At 65.5% G+C, this 17,782-nt stretch carries 11 protein-coding genes; 5 read left to right on the forward strand and 6 right to left on the reverse strand.

Annotation, left to right across the window (positions count from 1 at the left end; genetic code table 11):
- The first annotated feature begins 27 nt into the window (after positions 1-27).
- A complete protein-coding gene (locus tag NX774_RS20965) occupies positions 28-783 on the forward strand; it encodes an L-asparaginase (protein WP_258824228.1) in 756 nt (251 codons plus the stop codon).
- A gap of 170 nt (positions 784-953) precedes the next feature.
- Here NX774_RS20965 and NX774_RS20970 read toward each other — a convergent pair whose 3' ends face one another.
- Entirely contained in the window at positions 954-1,952 is a 999-nt protein-coding gene (locus NX774_RS20970; protein ID WP_258824229.1) for a D-2-hydroxyacid dehydrogenase family protein, read from the reverse strand.
- 365 nt (positions 1,953-2,317) lie between these two features.
- Between NX774_RS20970 and NX774_RS20975 the strand changes: the two genes are divergently transcribed.
- A complete protein-coding gene (locus tag NX774_RS20975; protein ID WP_258824230.1) occupies positions 2,318-4,183 on the forward strand; it encodes a phosphoenolpyruvate carboxykinase (GTP) in 1,866 nt (621 codons plus the stop codon).
- Between the two features lie 164 nt (positions 4,184-4,347).
- On the opposite strand, the gene NX774_RS20980 is transcribed toward NX774_RS20975, so the two are convergent.
- Together NX774_RS20980 and NX774_RS20985 are read right to left on the reverse strand one after the other, a co-directional pair.
- Positions 4,348-5,730 carry a YfcC family protein gene (locus NX774_RS20980; RefSeq protein WP_258824231.1) on the reverse strand — a complete coding sequence of 461 codons (1,383 nt, stop codon included), beginning with the start codon at positions 5,728-5,730 and terminating at the stop codon, positions 4,348-4,350.
- Positions 5,731-5,732: 2 nt separating this feature from the next.
- Positions 5,733-6,851 carry a succinylglutamate desuccinylase/aspartoacylase family protein gene (locus tag NX774_RS20985; RefSeq protein ID WP_258824232.1) on the reverse strand — a complete coding sequence of 373 codons (1,119 nt, stop codon included), beginning with the start codon at positions 6,849-6,851 and terminating at the stop codon, positions 5,733-5,735.
- A 191-nt stretch (positions 6,852-7,042) separates the two neighbouring features.
- On the opposite strand from NX774_RS20985, the gene NX774_RS20990 reads away from it, so the two are divergent.
- The 3 genes from NX774_RS20990 to NX774_RS21000 are packed head-to-tail and all read left to right on the forward strand — an operon-like array spanning position 7,043 to position 12,041.
- Complete coding sequence (locus NX774_RS20990; RefSeq protein ID WP_258824233.1) at positions 7,043-8,011, forward strand: MurR/RpiR family transcriptional regulator; 969 nt, start codon at positions 7,043-7,045, stop codon at positions 8,009-8,011.
- 24 nt (positions 8,012-8,035) lie between these two features.
- The gene (locus NX774_RS20995; protein ID WP_258824234.1) at positions 8,036-10,780 is read left to right on the forward strand and encodes a TonB-dependent receptor; all 2,745 of its coding nucleotides are present in this window, start codon (positions 8,036-8,038) and stop codon (positions 10,778-10,780) included.
- A 55-nt stretch (positions 10,781-10,835) separates the two neighbouring features.
- Entirely contained in the window at positions 10,836-12,041 is a 1,206-nt protein-coding gene (locus tag NX774_RS21000; protein ID WP_258824235.1) for a cyanophycinase, read from the forward strand.
- A 15-nt stretch (positions 12,042-12,056) separates the two neighbouring features.
- On the opposite strand, the gene NX774_RS21005 is transcribed toward NX774_RS21000, so the two are convergent.
- The 3 genes from NX774_RS21005 to uvrA form a co-directional block, all read right to left on the reverse strand.
- Positions 12,057-12,995 carry a XamI family restriction endonuclease gene (locus tag NX774_RS21005; RefSeq protein ID WP_258824236.1) on the reverse strand — a complete coding sequence of 313 codons (939 nt, stop codon included), beginning with the start codon at positions 12,993-12,995 and terminating at the stop codon, positions 12,057-12,059.
- Positions 12,996-13,004: 9 nt separating this feature from the next.
- On the reverse strand, positions 13,005-14,642 hold the full coding sequence (locus NX774_RS21010; protein WP_258824237.1) for an Eco57I restriction-modification methylase domain-containing protein: 1,638 nt from the start codon (positions 14,640-14,642) through the stop codon (positions 13,005-13,007).
- Between the two features lie 150 nt (positions 14,643-14,792).
- Positions 14,793-17,639, reverse strand: a complete 2,847-nt coding sequence (gene uvrA, locus NX774_RS21015; protein WP_258824238.1) for an excinuclease ABC subunit UvrA — start codon at positions 17,637-17,639, stop codon at positions 14,793-14,795.
- Between the last annotated feature and the right edge of the window lie 143 nt (positions 17,640-17,782).

A 17,782-nucleotide genomic window follows, 5' to 3' on the forward strand; every position in this document is an offset into this window, starting at 1 on the left:
GCTTTTTCCAGAACACCGACTTAACTTATGAAAGCCGTTGCCCCAGGAACCGTCATCTTCCACCGTCACCGAGGCTATGGCGTGATCGTGCACGTCAACCTGTTGACGGGCTGGATCTCGGCCCGCTTCGGCAACGAGTCGCGCACGCTCGACCTGAACCTGTCGAGCGACGAAGTCCAGCACGCGGACGGCGAACCGATCCTGTTCCGCCGCATGCCGCCCGACCGCATGCCACACGCGCGCCTGATGGCCATGGTGCGCGAGCTGCACAAGGCCGGCTACCAAAAGCTGTACCTCTATTCGTGGCCCAAGCCGTCCGGCCTGCACTGGCGCTGGCACTTGTTCACGGGCAAGCGCGACTGGATGCAGCGGCCGTGGCGCGAGGGCTGGTATGGCTCGGGCGCCGAGTACAACAACAACCCGGTGATGGGCTGGGGCGATTCGCCCGGCGCTTCCACCGACGAGCTGATCCACGCGCTGGCGAAATTCGACCCGCAAGGGCTGGCGCAGGCGCTGGGCAAGGACGAAGACCACACCGCGTGGTTCGCGGATGTGTGCGACCTGCTGCTGCCGGGCTACATGTACAGCCTGGACATGCAGCGTGCCACCGCCGGTGGTTTGCGCGACATGCCGGCAGTGCCGGTGGTGCCCGTGCGCGCGGGCCTGCCGCATTACAGCGGCCCGTCGATCAGCTGGCCGCCGGGCTGGGCCGGGCTCTGGACGCGTACGCATGCGATGCCGACGCGCCGCATCAACCTGACCGGCGAGCCCGAGCTGCGCTGAGCTAGCAGGTTTTCTGCCACCAGCTTAAAGACCGTCATCCCGGCGGAGGCCGGGATCCATGCTGAGAGGGAACGAAACGCGGCTTGTGCGCAATTTTCGACCGTGCACAGGGTCTATGGATCCCGGCCTTCGCCGGGAGTCATTTCCGGCAGTGCCGGGAATGACGGTTTTCAGGTTCGAGATGTTGTCAACGCTTCAGGGTTGAGGATGTTCGTTGGCGTGCCATTGGCGAAATTGACCACATTCTCGAACGCCGCCCTGAAGTACAGCTCGTAGCTCTCCTTCTCCACATACCCCAGGTGCGGCGTGGCCAGCACGGTCGGCATGCGCAGCAGCTCGGCATCGGCCGGCAGCGGCTCGTCGGTGAACACATCCAGTGCCGCCCAGCCGGGCCGGCCGCGCCGCAGGGCAGCTTCCAGCGCGCCTTGCGCGACCAGCTCGGCGCGGCTGGTGTTGACGAACAGCGCATCCGGTTTCATGCGCGCCAGGTCGTCGGCGGTGACGATGCCGCGCGTGGCGTCTGCCAGCCGCAGGTGCAGCGTCAGCACGTCGGCCTGCTCGAAGAAGGACTCGCGGCTGCCGGCGGCCTCGTGGCCGTCGGCCTCCGCCGCGGCGCGGCTCTGCTCGCTACCCCACACCAGCACGCGCATCCCGAACGCCTTAGCGTAGCCTGCCACCATCTTGCCGATCTTGCCGTAACTCCAGATCGCCAGCGTGCGCCCCTTGAGCACCCGCCCCAGCCCGTTCAGTTGCGGGTTGATCGAGGCGGTTTGCCACAGACCGTCTTTCAGGTTGTTTGCATAGGGCACGATCCGGCGGCTGGCGGCCATGATGAGCGCCCAGGTCAGTTCGGCCGGCGCCACCGGCGAGCCCACGCCCTCGGCGATCGCGATCCCGCGTTCGGTGGCGGCGGCCACGTCCACATGGCCGCTCACCTTGCCGGTCTGGGAAATGAGCTTCAGGTTGGGCAGCTTGCCCAGCAGCGCGCGCGGAAAGGCGGTGCGCTCGCGAATGAGCACCAGCGCATCGAACGGCGCCAGCCGGATCGCCAGCTGGCCCGCGCCGCGCGCCGAGCTGGTGAACACTTTGACCTCGTGGCCGTCCAACAGGCCAAAGCAGTCCAGGCTCCGGACCGCGTCCTGGTAGTCGTCGAGAATTGCAATTTTCATAGCTAATAGCTGAAATTAGGCAAGATTTCGTAAAAGATTAACACGCTCAAGTGAAAACCAAATAGCACACTACATTACTCAACAATTATTCCTACATTTTTGTCGTGCTGAGCTTGAATCCAGACACATGGGGTGTACAATCGCCTGAAAAGTTAAAGCTTTGACACGGTTCACCCGCACGCCGGCCTTGAACAGATAAAAATACAACAAGGCCAATGATATGACCGCCGTACCCACCGAACCCATCCGCGTGAATGGATTCAATAGTGCCAGCGAGAAGCTCGCCTGGCGCGGCCCAAGGGGCACACGACGATCCTGACGTTCCGGGACAACATAAGAATTCTTAATTGGCATTGGAGGCACCTATGAACCAGCCCGTGATGGGCGGCGTCGCTGCACTGGACGTCCCCGATTACATCAAGCATCAAAAGCTCATCAACTGGGTGGCGGAAATCGCCGCCCTGACCAAGCCCGACAGCATCTACTGGTGCGACGGCTCGACCGAGGAATACGACCGCCTGTGCGCGCAAATGGTCGACGCCGGCACGATGAAAAAGCTCAACCCGGAAAAGCGCCCGAACTCGTACCTGGCCTGCTCCGACCCCAGCGACGTGGCGCGCGTGGAAGACCGCACCTTCATCTGCTCCGCCACCCGCGAGCAGGCCGGCCCCACCAACAACTGGATGGACCCGGCCGAGATGCGCCGCACCCTGCACGGCCTGTTCGACGGCTGCATGGCCGGCCGCACGCTGTACGTGATCCCGTTCTCGATGGGCCCGCTGGGCTCGCCGATCGCCCACATCGGCGTCGAGCTGTCCGACTCGCCCTACGTGGCGGTCAACATGAAGATCATGACCCGCATGGGCCGCGCCGTGTACGACGTGCTGGGCGATTCCGGCGAGTTCGTGCCCTGCGTGCACAGCGTCGGCATGCCGCTTGCAGCCGGCCAGCAAGACGTGAAATGGCCGTGCAACGCCACCAAGTACATCGTCCATTATCCGGAAACGCGCGAGATCTGGTCGTTTGGCTCCGGCTACGGCGGCAACGCGCTCCTGGGCAAGAAGTGTTTCGCGCTGCGTATCGCATCGAACATGGGCTACCAGGAAGCGCAGGAAGGCGGCACCGGCTGGCTGGCCGAGCACATGCTGATCCTGGGCGTGGAGTCGCCGCAGGGCGAGAAGAACTACGTCGCGGCCGCGTTCCCGTCGGCTTGCGGCAAGACCAACTTCGCCATGCTGATCCCGCCCTCGGGGTTCGAAGGCTGGAAGGTCACCACCATCGGTGACGACATTGCGTGGATCAAGCCGGGCCAGGACGGCCGCCTGTACGCGATCAACCCGGAAGCCGGCTACTTTGGCGTGGCCCCGGGCACCAACGAAAAGACCAACCGCAACTGCATGGAGTCGCTGCGCCGCGACGTCATCTTCACCAACGTGGCGCTGACCGACGACGGCGACGTCTGGTGGGAAGGCATGACCAAGACCCCGCCGGCGCACCTGATCGACTGGCAGGGCAAGGACTGGACCCCGGCGTCCGGCACCAAGGCCGCGCATCCGAACGCGCGCTTCACCGTGGCCGCGACCCAGAACCCGGTGATCGACCCGGCGTGGGACGACCCGGCCGGCGTGCCGATTTCGGCCTTCATCTTCGGTGGCCGCCGCTCGACCACCGTGCCGCTGGTGACCGAGGCGCGCGACTGGACCGAGGGCGTGTACATGGCTGCTACCATGGGCTCGGAAACCACCGCGGCTGCCGCCGGCCAGATGGGCGTGGTGCGCCGCGACCCGTACGCAATGTTGCCGTTCATCGGCTACAACATGAGCGAATACTTCCAGCACTGGCTCGATCTCGGCCGCAAGGTGGCGGAGAAGAACCCGGCCGCGCTGCCGAAGATCTTCTGCGTGAACTGGTTCCGCACGGACGAGCAGGGCAACTTCGTGTGGCCGGGCTACGGCGACAACATGCGCGTGCTGAAGTGGATCCTGGACCGCACCAAGGGCCAGGCCGGCGGTGTCGAGCACATGTTCGGCACCACCCCGGCCTACGCCGACCTGACTTGGGACGGCGTGGTGTTCACCGAGGAGCAGTTCGTGCAGATCACCTCGATCGACGAGGACGCATGGCGCGAAGAGCTCAAGCTGCACACCGAGCTGTTCGAAAAGCTCTCCTACCGCCTGCCGCAGGAGCTGGTGGCGACCAAGGAAAAGCTCGAGAAGCACCTGGCCAAGTAAGCCGGGCTTCGCATGCAAAGGAAGGGCAGCGTCTGGTGGCGCTGCCCTTTTTTCGTAGGGTGGGCGGGTTTCCCGCCCACGCGTTCAACGCACGCTTGCGTTGCCTGTGCGCGTGCTCTGTTTGAACGCGTGGGCAGAATCTGCCCACCCTACCGGACGTGACCTCAATTCCACTCCATCAGGCAGGGCGGCACCAGGAGCGCAAGGGCCAGCACCAGGTAGATCAGCTGCAGCGGGATCATCCACCTGGCCCAGGTCAGCCACGGGATGCGCGCCAGTGCCAGCACGCCGACCGTGATGCCCGAGGTGGGAATCATCGGCGTGGACAGCTCGCCGAGCTGGAACGCCAGGATGGCGGTCTGGCGCGTCACGCCTACCAGGTCGGCCAGCGGCGCCATGATCGGCATGGTCAGCGCCGCCTGCCCGCTGCCCGAGTGGATGAAGAAGTTGATCACCGACTGGATCAGGAACATCTTCTGGGCCGCGAACACCGGATGGACGGACTGCACCAGCGGCATCAGCGCGTGCAGCATGGTGTCGATGATCTGCGCATCGCGTGCGATGATCATGGTGCCGCGCGCCAGAGCGATCACCAGCGCGGTGGGCGCCAGGTCCTTTACGCCTTGCATGAAGGCCCCCACCCAGCTGTCGGTCCCCAGGCGGGCGATCAGCCCCGCCACGATCGCCATCGCCAGGAACAGGGCGGCGATCTCCTCGATGAACCAGTCGAAGCGCACCACCCCCACCACCATCGCGCACAAGGTCAGCGCAAAGACCGACAGCACCGCGGCGTGGCGCCCGGAGATGCGGTCGTCGCCCACGGCCGGCGGCTGTTCCTTGCGCCGGGCCTGGTCCAGCACGAAGGTTGGGCTGAGGGCCGGGTTGTGCTTGACCCGCGCCGCATACCACATCAAAAAGGCGATGGTGACCGCGGTGGCTACCGCCCACACCACCAGCCGGTACAGGGTGCCCGAGAACACCGGCACGCCCGCGATGCCCTGCGCGATCCCCACATTGAACGGGTTGAGGAAGGCTGCCGCGAACCCGACCTGCGAGCCGAGGAAGGGGATCGAGACCCCCACGACCGAGTCGTAGCCGAGCGCCAGCGCGAGCGGCACGAAGACCAGCACGAACGGGATCACCTCCTCGTTCATGCCAAAGGTGGCACCGCCGAGCGAGAACATGGTGACGAACACCGGGATGATCGCCGCGCGCACCGCCGGCGAATGCTGGTGCGCGCGCACGATCGAGCGGATCAGGGTGTCGATCGCGTCGGTGCGCTGCAGCACCGCGAACGCGCCGCCGACGACCAGCACGAAGCCGATGATCAGGGCCGCTTCCACAAAGCCCTTGATGGGCGCCTTCAGCAGCGCCACCAGCCCCTGCGGGTTGCTGGCCACGTAGTGGAACGAGGCGGGATCGACGAGCTGCTTGCCGCCCACAAGATGGGTGTCGTATTTGCCGCCGGGGACAAACCAGGTCGCCAGCGCGATCAGTGCCAGGATTGCGAACAGCAGCACAAAGGTGTTGGGCAGTCGCAGGCGCATGGCTATTGGCTCAGCAAGGATCCGGAGCGGAAGGCGGCGGCGCCGGCGATTTTACAGATGTGCATGCCGCGCAGCAGGTGGCGGTGCGCGGTGCTGGCGAACAGCAGCCCGTCGTGGCCGGCGCGCACGGTGGCGGTAACCCCGGTCACCGGGTTGACGACATCGGCCACTGCTTCGCCCGCGCTGACCCGCTCGCCCAGCCGCTTGAGCATCACCAGCAGCCCCGATTGCGGCGCGCGCAGCGGCTCCACGCCTTCCAGCGGGGTCGGCGCGCACAGCGGGTCCGGCAGCGGCAGCAGCGGAATGTCGAGCACGCCCTCGCGCGCCAGGAATTGCAGCAGCGCGGTCGCGTCCTGCTCGGCCAGGTCGTAGCGCACATCCATCTCGCCGCGCAGTTCGACCGTGATGGCGGCGCATGCGGGCGGTATCGGCGTGGCCGGCCCGAAGTGCGCCGCCAGGTCCCACCACAGCCGGCTGCAGGCTTCGTCGAACGGGTCGCCCCCGGAGGCGTCCGACAGCAGCAGGGCGCGCGCGCCGAGCAGCGCGGCCAGCGGCTTGACCTGGGCGGCCAGCGCGCTGCCGGCATACAGGTGCAGCACCGCCTCGTTATCGCAGTGCAGGTCGAGCACGATGTCGGCGTCGATCGCCATCCCCAGCAGCGTCTTCTTCAGCACCTCGGTGTGGTCGGCCGGCTCCCAGTGCGCGATGGCTGCGCGTGCCTCGGCCCGGATCGCGGCCACGTTGGCCGCACTGTCGCTTCCAAGCCGGCGGGCCAGCGCCGACTTCAGGCCCTCGACCAGGTAGGGGAAGGAGCGGTTGAAGTTGGTCCCGGTGGACAGGTCGAAGCGCCCGAACGGCGTGCCCTGCACCACCTGCGACAGGCCGACCGGATTGGCGGCCGGCACGAGGATGACTTCGCCGCGCACGCGCCCCTGCGCGTCCAGCCGCTCCAGCTCGCGGCGCAGGAACTGGGCCACCAGCATCGCCGGAATTTCGTCTGCATGTAGCGCAGCCTGGATATAGACCTTCTTGCCCGCGCCCGGACTGCCGTAGTGGAGCGAGGTGAGCTGGTAGGTGGCGACGCTCTGCTCGGTCGCGATCGGGTGCGTCTGGGTATGCATGCGCAAATCTCCTGGCTTCGTGGTCCGGCTACCCGGCCGATTATGTATGATTTTTTACACACCGTAAATCACTGAAAAAAATCTTTCAAAATCTTGTTGAGTTTGCGGTGAATCCTGGTTTAGAGTTGGCAATGTTTAGATATTTACATCACAGATAAACAAGTAAAAAAACCGTCATCCGGAACCGCGCAATGCCCCATCCCGCCCCGCCCAGCACCTCGCCCGACGTCGGCTTTGCCGAGTCTTCGCTCGGCCAGTCCCTGCTGCAAGTGCTGGCCGAAGGTTCGGCCTCCAACCGCGCCATCGCCGACTACGTCCTGCGCAACCAGGTGCGCGTCACCGCACTCGGTATCGAGGAGCTGGCCGAAGCCTGCGAAGTGTCCACCGCCACCATCAGCCGCTTTGCGCGTGACCTCGGTTTCAAGAACTACGCCGCGATGCGCGGCGCGGTGGCCGAAACGCTGCAGTCGGTGCTGCAGCCGGTCGAAAAACTGCGCAGCACCATCGCGCGGCGCGCGCAAGCCGCCTCGCCCGCGCTGGAAAGCCTCGGCTACGCCGAGGCGGCCCTCACCGCCACCAGCCGTTCGCTGGCCGGCGCCGACGTGGACCGCATCGCCGCTGCCCTGACCAAAGCGCGCACCGTGTACGTGCTCGGCTTCGGCCTGTCCTCGTTCATGGCCGGCACGCTCGCCATGCACCTGCAGCCGTTCTGCCAGCACGTGGTGGAAGTGGCCGCCAGCGGCGGCACCGAGGTCGCCGCCAGCCACCTGGCCACCATCGGCCGCAAGGACGTGCTGGTGGTGATCTCGCTGCCGCGCTACACGCTCGACGTGGTGCCGCTGACGCGCTTTGCGCGCGACGCCGGCGCCACCATCGTTTCGATCACCGATTCGCCCGCGTCCCCGCTCGCCGAGCTCGGGCACCACGTGCTCTATGCGCACAGTACGCACCCGGTGCTGCCCAGCAGCTCCACAGCGGTGCTGGCCCTGATCGAGGCGCTGGTGGTGTCGCTGATGACCTCCAACAAAGCCAACGTCGCCAAGGCCGCCCGCCATACCGAGGCAATCGCCGCCTACCTCTACGGTGAACACCAGATTCGTACCAGCAGCACGCATAAAAAAGAAGGCGTCCGCAGGCGCCGCACTGTGAAGCAGTCCTGAGTCACCACCAAGAGGGAGCATTGCATGAGCAAGAACTATTCGAGAAGCGTGCGGCCGACCGTCCTGGCATCGGCGGTCGTGGCCGCATTGAGCCTGATCGCGCAGCAGGCGCACGCGCAAGAGGAAGAACAGAAGATCGCGCGCGTCGAGATCACCGGCTCGTCGATCAAGCGCATCGACAGCGAGACCGCGCTGCCGGTCCAGCGGATCACGCGCGAGGACATCGAGAAGATGGGCGCGACCACCGCCGCCGAACTGGTGCGCAACATCAGCGCCAACACCGCGCCGCTGACGGACGGCCCCAGCATCTCGGACGGCACCTCGGGCCAGCGCGGCCTGAACGCGGCCAACATGCGCGGCATCGGCGCGTCCTCGACCCTGGTGCTGCTGAACGGCCGCCGCCTGGCCAACTTCGCGGCGCCGGGCGACAACGCCGGCGTTGACCTGAACAACATCCCGGCCGGCGCGATCCAGCGCGTCGAGGTGCTCAAGGATGGCGCCTCGGCGATCTACGGCACCGACGCGATCGGCGGCGTCATCAACTTCATCACCCGCAAGGACTATACCGGCGTTGACCTGGCCGCATCGGCCGCCGGCACCCAGCACGGCGGCGCCGGCAAGCGCACCGCCAGCATCAGCGCCGGCACCGGCGACCTGGCGCGCGACCGCTTCAACGTATTCGGCGTGCTGGACGTGCAGCAGCTGGACGCGCTGCGCTCCGGCCAGCGCAGCTTCATCGCCGAGCGCCCGCTCGCCACCACCTTGCCGGCCCAGATGTCGAGCAATACCTACCCGGCCAACATCGACATGTCGACCGCGCAGCGCAAGGCGCTGATTGCCGCCGGCGTGCTGCCTGCCGGAGCGACCGCGAACCGGATCAACCCGAGTTCGCCCGATTGCAACCCGCCCGCGACCGTGTATGCCGCCAAGGGCCCGGGCGGGGCGCTGGGCTGCAGCTACGACTACATGGAAGACACCGAGATCTATCCGGACTCGCGCAAGGTGGGCTTCATCGGCCGCGCCACCTTCCAGCTGGACGCGGACAACCAGCTGTTCGCGGAGCTGGTGCAGTCCGAAGCGAAGACCCGCTACGTGCTCTCGCCCAACCCGACGCGGGTGCGCAACTTCCCGGTCAGCCTGCTGCCCGAGAAGTACCGCACGGTGCTGTCGGCGCCAGGGCTGCCCACCACCGTCAGCGGCCTGCGCTACCGGATGACCGAGGCCGGCAACCGCAGCAACGAAGTAACCAGCACCGGCCAGCGCCTGGTGCTGGGCGCCACCGGCACCCTGTCCGGCTGGGACTACGACGCGGCCCTGTCGCGCGCCGAGAACCGCGCCACCGACAAGTACGTGAACGGCTACTTCCTGTTCGATAAATTCGACGCCGGCATCCGTTCGGGTGTCATCAATCCGTTCGGCCCGTCGTCGCAGGCCGGCAAGGACCTGTTCGCCGCGATCCGCGTCAACGACGAGGCGCGCAAGGCCAAGGGCGTGTCGACCTCGATCGACGGCAAGATGTCGCGCTCCTTGATGGCGCTGGAAGGCGGCGACCTAGCGCTCGCGATCGGCGGCGAGCTGCGTCGCGAGAGCCAGAAGTTCACCCCGTCCGAGCTGCTCAAGTCGAACAACCTCGGTGGCGACCGCGACAGCACGCTGCCGGTCGGCACCCTGCTCGACGTGGAGACCGCCGACGCCAGCCGCAACGTGCGCTCCGTGTTCACCGAGGTGAACGCGCCGTTCACCAAGGAGCTGGAGATGCAGTTCGCGCTGCGTTACGACAGCTACAGCGAAGTGGGCAGCACCACCAATCCCAAGCTCGGCCTGCGCTGGCAGCCGCACAAGGCGCTGCTGGTGCGCGCCTCGGCCGGCACCGGCTTTCGCGCGCCGTCGTTGTCGGACCTGAAGCGCCCGACCATCTATGGCACCGCGGCCGGCTTCCTGACCGACCCGCAGTGCGTCAAGCAGGAAGGCAGCATCGACCTGTGCACCGACCAGTGGCCGGTCGAGCGCCGCTCGAACCCCAACCTCAAGCCGGAGAAGTCGCAGCAGTTCACGCTGGGCGCGGTGTTCGAGCTGGGCAAGCGCACCAACGTATCGGTCGATTACTGGAACATCCAGAAGAAGGACGTGATCAGCACCCTGGGCGAGCAGGTGATTACCGAGAACCCGGCGGCCTACAACGGCAAGTACATCCAGCGCGACAGCGACGGCTTCATCTCCAACATCCTGCTGATGAAGGAGAACCAGGGCCGGCTGAAGACCTCGGGCATCGACCTGGGCGGCGAATGGCGCAGCGAGCGCGGCGCCTGGGGCCGGTTCGGCGTGAACCTGTCCGGCACCTGGGTGCTGAAGTACGACCGCCAGTTCGGCCCGCAGGAGCCGTACCGCAGCAACCTGGGCGTATTCCTGAACGACCAGGTGATCCAGAAGTGGCGCCACCGCGTCAATTTCGAGTGGGACAGCGGGCCGTTCAGCCTGACCCTGGCGAACCAGTACTCGAGCGGCTACACCGACCAGAACACCACCTACGACCCGTACACCGACCAGCTGCTGGCGCCCAACCGCGTGAAGGCTTACTCGCTGTGGGACCTGACCGGTAGCTGGGCGATCACCAGGCAGCTCAAGCTGCGCGCCGGCGTGCTCAACCTGGCGGACACCAATCCGCCGTTCTCGAACCAGGCCTACTTCTTCCTGGCCGGGTACGACCCGAGCTACACCGACCCGCGCGGCCGCAGCGGCTTCGTCAGCCTGAACTACTCGTTCAAGTAACAGGCACTTGCAAGCGGGTCCGGCGACGGGCCCGCTTTTTCGTTGCGGAGGTACGATGTTCAAGAGACTGTGCACGGCGCTGCTGCTGGCGCTGGCCTGCGCCAGCGCGCTGGCGGCCGAAGCGCCGAAAGGATCGCTGGTCATCATCGGCGGCGGACTGCGCGCCGACAATGCCCAGGTGTGGCAGAAGATCGTCGAGCTGGCCGGCGGCAAGGGCGCGCTCATCGCCGTGTTCCCGTCCGCCGCGCAGCACCCCGAGCAGTCGGGACGCAGCGCCGCGGAGCGCCTGAATCGCTACGGTGCGCGCGCCTTCGCGGTGCCGGTGGCGCCGCTGCTGGCCGGCACCGACGCGCGCAAAGCGGCCGACGATCCGTCCCTGGCCCAGGCCGTGCGCGATGCCGGCGGGGCCTACTTCGTGGGCGGCGACCAGGCGCGCATCACCGGCGCGCTGCGGCGTGCCGACGGCAGCAACACGGCGGTGCTGGACGCGCTGTGGTCGATGTACCGGCGCGGCGGCGTCATCGCGGGCACCAGCGCAGGCGCGGCCATCATGAGCAGCACCATGTTCCTCGATCCGCCGCCGATCCTGCCGATGCTCAAGCAGGGCATGGTCAAGGATGGCAAGGACGTGGCGCCGGGCCTTGGCTTCATCGGCGACGACGTGTTCGTGGACCAGCACCTGCTGATCCGCGGGCGCTTTGCGCGCATGCTGCCGGTGATGCTGGCCAAGCGCTACACGCTGGGCCTGGGAATCGACGAGAACACCGCAGCAGTCGTCGGCCCCACGCGCGACGTGACCGTGCTTGGCTACCGCGGCGCCATCGTGATCGACCTGGCGCAGGCCAGCACCGACCGCACGCAGCCGCAGTTCAACCTCTCCAACGCCCGCATCAGCTACCTGGACAGCGGCGACCGCTTCAACCTTGCCAGCCGCGCCTACACACCTGGGCCGGACAAGGCGCGTGCCGCGCTCGCCGTGCCCGAGCATCGCGGCCCGGTGTTCTTCCCCGACATCCTGGGCAACACGGCGGTGGTGAACCTGCTGGAGAAGCTGGCCGACAGCGACCAGCAGCAGGCCATCGGGCTGGCCTTCGACGGGCCGCGCAGCGTGGCGCCGGAGCAGGGTTTCGAGTTCAGCTTCACGCGCAGGCCGGACGGCGAGTACGCGTCGCAGCGCGGCGAGGGCTGGTCGATATTCGACGTGAGGATGGACGTGCGGCCGGTGCGCATGAACCAGCCGCTGTACTCCACCGCGCCGTAAGGCCGGGCAGCCGGTTCAGGCGTTTTCCTTCGTGATGAACTCGCGCAGGTCCTCGAGCCGATGCGCCCAGAAAATCAGCAGCGGCGTGTCCTGGGCGTTGCTCACATAACGCGGGTTGAATACGCCGCGCAGCACCGCCCCGGTCATGACCTGGTTGCCGAACTGGCTGCGCCAATTTTCCGCATCCTTCACCACTTCCTTGTTCAAACGCTTGCGGCTGTTGATCCCCGAGTTGGAGCTCTTACATTCCAGCACCAGGCGTTTTCGATTTCTCAGGCCGATGACGCAATCGCCGTTGTCGTGGCCCAGCGTGGCATTGGTCATGTAGAAGCCGGCTTGCGGCAGGTCTTCGGCTGATTCAATCGGCTCGCGCGGCGTTGGAACCCGCTGATAGTCCAGCGCCTTGAGCAAGTCCTCAACCGCGCTTTCGAGATCCTTCTTTTCCTCGCTGCGCCGGTTGGCCTGGACGCGTTGCGCCGTCATTGCCACGGCGGTCGCGATCACCGCCGTCCTTCTCTGTTCCGGCGTTGCTGTTTGGTCCTCGAGAATCCAGGAGAACCGCTTGGGGTCCAGGGTCTGGTGAAGGAGGAATTGCAGTTGCTCGGCCAGTTCGCGGCTGCTGCGGATGGCTTTTCGCGAGACGCGCCCGGACAACAAAGTCCTCAGGTCGTCTTCCGAGACCGGCGGCGCGGTCAGATAGCGCAGCGCCGTGAACAACATGGGGTTGCCGACAATGGAGCCAAGCAGCTCCTGGTCAACGGGACGGCGAAGCAGTTCGGGTAGCCGGTCAATCAGCGACGCGGCGGCCGTCTCCGCGCTGGTGAATTCGGAGACGTAGTCCTCGAGCGACTCGTCCAGCCGCCGAATGCGGAAGAGGCGCGTCGCTTCCGTGCAATCTGCCAGAATGTCTTCGTCGCTCCAGATGCGACCGTTCCTGGATAGTTGAATCACCACCGGCGTTGCTCACCCCCCGAAAAATTCTGCGTTCGGAATCCGGAGTCGCATGATCTCCGATGGCTCGAACTTGGTCAGTCCGCCGGCGTACACGCGCCCGGACTCCTTGCTGACATTCTTGTTGAGCCAATCGACCAATGCTACCAAATGTTCCTCGGTAAGGGGAGCTTTCGGGTATAAGCCATGGGCCACATTGATCAAGCGCGCGCCGGCGGCATTGATGGCAAAGACGGGCGGCCTCCTGCCCATGTAGGTGACCACAATACTGGGCGCCACCGCCTGCATGTTCACGCGCCACCAAGGCGTGCGGTGTTCGGCGATATAACCCTTGTCTGCCTGTTGGGAACGCGCCCAGCGCAGGAACTCTTTAACCGGACCCAATTCACCGGACGGGAGCCCATCGAGCGAAGCGGGCAAATCCACCACCCGCCGCAGCGAACCCAAATCGTCGATGCGATTATCGGTGGCGCCGACAATATCGGCCGCATCGGTGATGGATGGGACCAGGAATTTTTCCGGCAGGCCGAACCGGTTTTCCTTCGTGACCCAGACCTTGTTCTTGCCGGTCACCTGGCCACGGCGCACCTTGAAAAAGTCACCCAGTTCTGGCCAGTCAGCCTTCACGGTGCGCGGCGTGGTGCGAACGAAACCGGACCACTTGCTTTCGCCTTTCGCCGCGCTCTTCGGTGTCGCCTTGCCGGCGCCGAGAAGCGCCAGTTCTTCCACACTGTCGATTGCCTTGAATTCGATGTCCTCGCTGTCAGAACCAGGCGCAAAGCAGGTAATGCATGCCGAAACGAGTGCATCCTCGAATACGCGTACCGTGGGCGAGACGACAAAAACAGCTTTGCCGCCCAGGCCATTCGTCAACAAATCCCGCATCGACTGGCCGTAGTTCACATCGAGCCATTCCGAGGCGGTGATGAACACGCCAAGGTCGCCCGGGCGCGCCAGGTCGAGCACCTTTAAAAAGAAGTGCAGGTGGAGTCCCGCCAGCTTGCTCGCCGCGTGGCCGAGCGACTTCAGGCGGTCGCTATACCAGTTCTTCCAATCGGCGGCGATGTCATGGTGGCGTACGTAAGGCGGGTTACCGATGAAAACGGTTCTGCCATCGATTTGAGGGAGCTCGAGCGCGCGAAAGTCCTGGATGCGAATCTCGATGCGATCCTGCAGGCCCAGGACGCAGGCATTGGCCCGCAATAAAAGAGCAACCGCCGGGTCAAGTTCAACCGCTATCCCGCGCGCGTTGGGATTGCGCCGCAAGCCGGCAATCACATAGCGCCCGGTTCCCGCACCAGGATCGACGATACGGCAGATGTCCCCTTGCGATTCGGCCCATTGAAACATGCCGGTGACCGCCGCGACCGGGGTAAAGGTCTGGCCACTGCTGCGCCTGAATTCAGGCGACAGGATATGGGAATAGGCCGAGCCCAGCGGGTCGGTGCCGCTTTCGATCGCGTTTCGGACGGATGCGACCAGTTTGGGTGACACCTCGGTCCGGTGCTCGTCCACCACGGCGGTTTCCAGCGCCGTCAAACGCTCGCCGCCGGTGAGCGCAAACGCAACGGAAACCAGGCTCCTGATGTTCAGCAGGTCGCCAAGATCCAGGTGCCCCTGGGCACTGTCATTGCTGCGTTCGTTGTTCATATCGACGAGTGTTTCCAGCCGCTGAGTGGAAAGCAGCCGGCGCAGCGCAATGGCACCGGCATTCAGGCAAAGGCTCGCGCATTATACTGTAATTTTGTACAGTAATAATGCGCAGCCTCGTTGCGTTAGCGCATCATAATTTCGAAACGCTTAGCGAAGCAACGGCTTGAGGTATTTGCCCGTCACGCTGGCCTTGTTGGCGGCCACGTCCTCCGGCGTGCCCGAAGCGACGATGGTGCCGCCGCCCGCGCCGCCTTCCGGCCCCAGGTCCACGATCCAGTCCGCGGTCTTGATCACGTCCAGGTTGTGCTCGATGATGACCAGCGTGTTGCCCTGGTCGCGCAGGCGATGGATCACCTTGAGCAGCAGGTCGATGTCGGCGAAGTGCAGGCCGGTGGTCGGCTCGTCCAGGATGTACAGGGTGCGGCCGGTGTCGCGCTTACTGAGCTCCAGCGACAGCTTCACGCGCTGCGCCTCGCCGCCCGACAGCGTGGTCGCGCTCTGCCCCAGTTTGATGTAGCCAAGGCCCACGTCCAGCAGCGTGTGCAGCTTGCGCGCGATGACCGGCACCGGCTTGAAGAATTCGTGCGCGTCCTCCACCGTCATGTCCAGCACTTCGGTGATGTTCTTGCCCTTGTACTGCACTTCCAGCGTCTCGCGGTTGTAGCGCTTGCCGTGGCAGACGTCGCACGGCACGTACACGTCCGGCAGGAAGTGCATCTCGACCTTGATCACGCCGTCGCCCTGGCAGGCCTCGCAGCGGCCGCCCTTGACGTTGAACGAGAAGCGGCCCGCCGAGTAGCCGCGTTCCTTCGCGGTCGGCACGGTGGCGAACAGGTCGCGGATCGGCGTGAACACGCCGGTGTAGGTGGCCGGGTTCGAGCGCGGCGTGCGGCCGATCGGCGCCTGGTCCACCGAGATCACCTTGTCGAAGTGCTCAAGGCCGTGGATCGCGTCGTGCGGCGCCGGCTCCGCCTGCGAGCCGTACAGGTGGCGCGACAGCGCCGGGTACAGCGTGTCGTTCACCAGCGTCGATTTGCCCGAGCCCGACACGCCGGTCACGCAGGTGAGCAGGCCCACCGGCAGCGTGAGCGACACGTTCTTCAGGTTGTTACCGGTGGCGCCGGTGATCACCAGCTGGCGGTTCGGATCGGCCTTGGTGCGCTTCTTCGGCACCTCGATCTTCTTCGCGCCCGACAGGTAAGCCGCGGTCAGCGACTTCTTGTTCTTCATGATCTCCTTGAGCGAGCCTTCGGCGATCACCTCGCCGCCGTGCACGCCCGCGCCCGGACCCATGTCCACGATGTAGTCGGCGGTGCGGATCGCGTCCTCGTCGTGCTCCACCACCAGCACGCTGTTGCCGATGTCGCGCAGGTGCTTGAGGGTGGCGATCAGGCGGTCGTTGTCGCGCTGGTGCAGGCCGATCGACGGCTCGTCCAGCACGTACATCACGCCGGTCAGGCCAGAGCCGATCTGCGAGGCCAGGCGGATGCGCTGCGCCTCGCCGCCCGAGAGCGTGTCGGCGCTGCGGTCCAGCGACAGGTAGTCCAGGCCCACGTTATTCAGGAACTTCAGGCGCGAGACGATTTCCTTGATCACGCGCTCGGCGATGTCCTTCTTGGCGCCCGTCAGGTTCAGCTTGTCGAAGTACTCGAGGCAGTCGCGCAGCGGCTTGTCCGACACCTCGTAGATCGCGCGCTGCTGCTCGCCGGCGCCGATCTTTACGTAGCGCGCTTCCGTGCGCAGGCGCGCGCCGCCGCACGACGGGCACTCTTTTTCGTTGATGTACTTGGCCAGCTCCTCCTTCACCGCCATCGAGTCGGTCTCGCGGTAGCGGCGCTGCAGGTTGTTGACCACGCCCTCGAAGGTGTGCTCGCGGATCACGGTGCGGCCACGCTCGTTCACGTAGGCGAACGGGATCGCGGTCTTCCCGGAGCCGTACATGATCACGTCCTGCGCCTGTTTGGGCAGCTGCTCGAACGGCTTGTCGATGTCGAATTCGTAGTGCGCCGCCAGGCTTTGCAGCATCTGGAAGTAGAACTGGTTGCGCCGGTCCCAGCCCTTCACCGCGCCCGAGGCGAGCGACAGGTTGGGGAAGGCGACGATGCGCTTGGGGTCGAAGAACTCGATGTGGCCCAGGCCATCGCATTCCTGGCAGGCGCCCATCGGGTTATTGAAGGAGAACAGGCGCGGTTCCAGTTCCTGCAGCGAGTAGCCGCAGACGTTGCACGCGAATTTGTTCGAGAAGATGTGCTCCTTCGCGCTGTCCATCTCGAGCGCGATCGCGCGCCCGTCCGCCAGCCGCAGCGCGGTCTCGAAGCTTTCGGCCAGGCGCTGCTTGATCTCCGGGTTCACCTTCACGCGGTCGATCACCACGTCGATCGTGTGCTTCTCGGTCTTCTTCAGCTTGGGCAGGTCGTCCACTTCGTAGATGCGCGCGTCGTTCACGCCGCTCTGGATGCGAAAACGCACGAAGCCCTGCGCCTGCATGTCCATGAACAGGTCGCTGTGCTCGCCCTTGCGGTTGGCCACCACGGGCGCCAGGATCATCAGCTTGGTCCCCTCCGGCATGGCCAGGACGGCGTCGACCATCTGCGAGACGGTCTGCGCGGCCAGCGGCTCTTCCGGATGGTCCGGGCAGTAGGGCGTGCCCACGCGCGCGTACAGCAGGCGCAGGTAGTCGTGGATCTCGGTGACCGTGCCCACCGTCGAGCGCGGGTTGTGGCTGGTGGCCTTCTGCTCGATCGAGATCGCGGGCGACAGGCCTTCGATCAGGTCGACGTCCGGCTTTTCCATCAGTTGCAGGAACTGGCGCGCGTAGGCCGACAGCGACTCGACGTAGCGGCGCTGGCCTTCGGCGTACAGGGTGTCGAACGCGAGCGAGGACTTGCCCGAGCCGGACAGGCCGGTGATCACGATCAGCTTGTTACGCGGCAGATCGAGGTTGATGTTCTTGAGGTTGTGCGTGCGTGCGCCGCGGATGCGAATTTCTTCCATTAATCTTCTTAGCTGGCTTTCGAATTAATGTGGGGCCGGCGCACGCAAGGCAAACGGTGAGCGGGCCAACGGGGAGAACCCATAACTATAGCTGGTTTTTTTCTCGCCCGTAATTTGCGGTCCCGGTCGGAAGGCCAGCGATT

Origin of the sequence: Massilia agilis, from assembly GCF_024756255.1 — a bacterium.
GTDB lineage: Bacteria > Pseudomonadota > Gammaproteobacteria > Burkholderiales > Burkholderiaceae_D > Telluria > Telluria agilis.

Bases quoted from the DNA above. Each gene is read 5' to 3' on its own strand.
- uvrA (WP_258824238.1), bottom strand. From the start codon at position 17,639: ATGGAAGAAATTCGCATCCGCGGCGCACGCACGCACAACCTCAAGAAC.
- NX774_RS21000 (WP_258824235.1), top strand. From the start codon at position 10,836: ATGTTCAAGAGACTGTGCACGGCGCTGCTGCTGGCGCTGGCCTGCGCC.
- NX774_RS21010 (WP_258824237.1), bottom strand. From the start codon at position 14,642: ATGAACAACGAACGCAGCAATGACAGTGCCCAGGGGCACCTGGATCTT.
- NX774_RS20975 (WP_258824230.1), top strand. From the start codon at position 2,318: ATGAACCAGCCCGTGATGGGCGGCGTCGCTGCACTGGACGTCCCCGAT.
- NX774_RS20985 (WP_258824232.1), bottom strand. From the start codon at position 6,851: ATGCATACCCAGACGCACCCGATCGCGACCGAGCAGAGCGTCGCCACC.
- NX774_RS20970 (WP_258824229.1), bottom strand. From the start codon at position 1,952: ATGAAAATTGCAATTCTCGACGACTACCAGGACGCGGTCCGGAGCCTG.
- NX774_RS20990 (WP_258824233.1), top strand. From the start codon at position 7,043: ATGCCCCATCCCGCCCCGCCCAGCACCTCGCCCGACGTCGGCTTTGCC.
- NX774_RS20980 (WP_258824231.1), bottom strand. From the start codon at position 5,730: ATGCGCCTGCGACTGCCCAACACCTTTGTGCTGCTGTTCGCAATCCTG.
- NX774_RS20965 (WP_258824228.1), top strand. From the start codon at position 28: ATGAAAGCCGTTGCCCCAGGAACCGTCATCTTCCACCGTCACCGAGGC.
- NX774_RS20995 (WP_258824234.1), top strand. From the start codon at position 8,036: ATGAGCAAGAACTATTCGAGAAGCGTGCGGCCGACCGTCCTGGCATCG.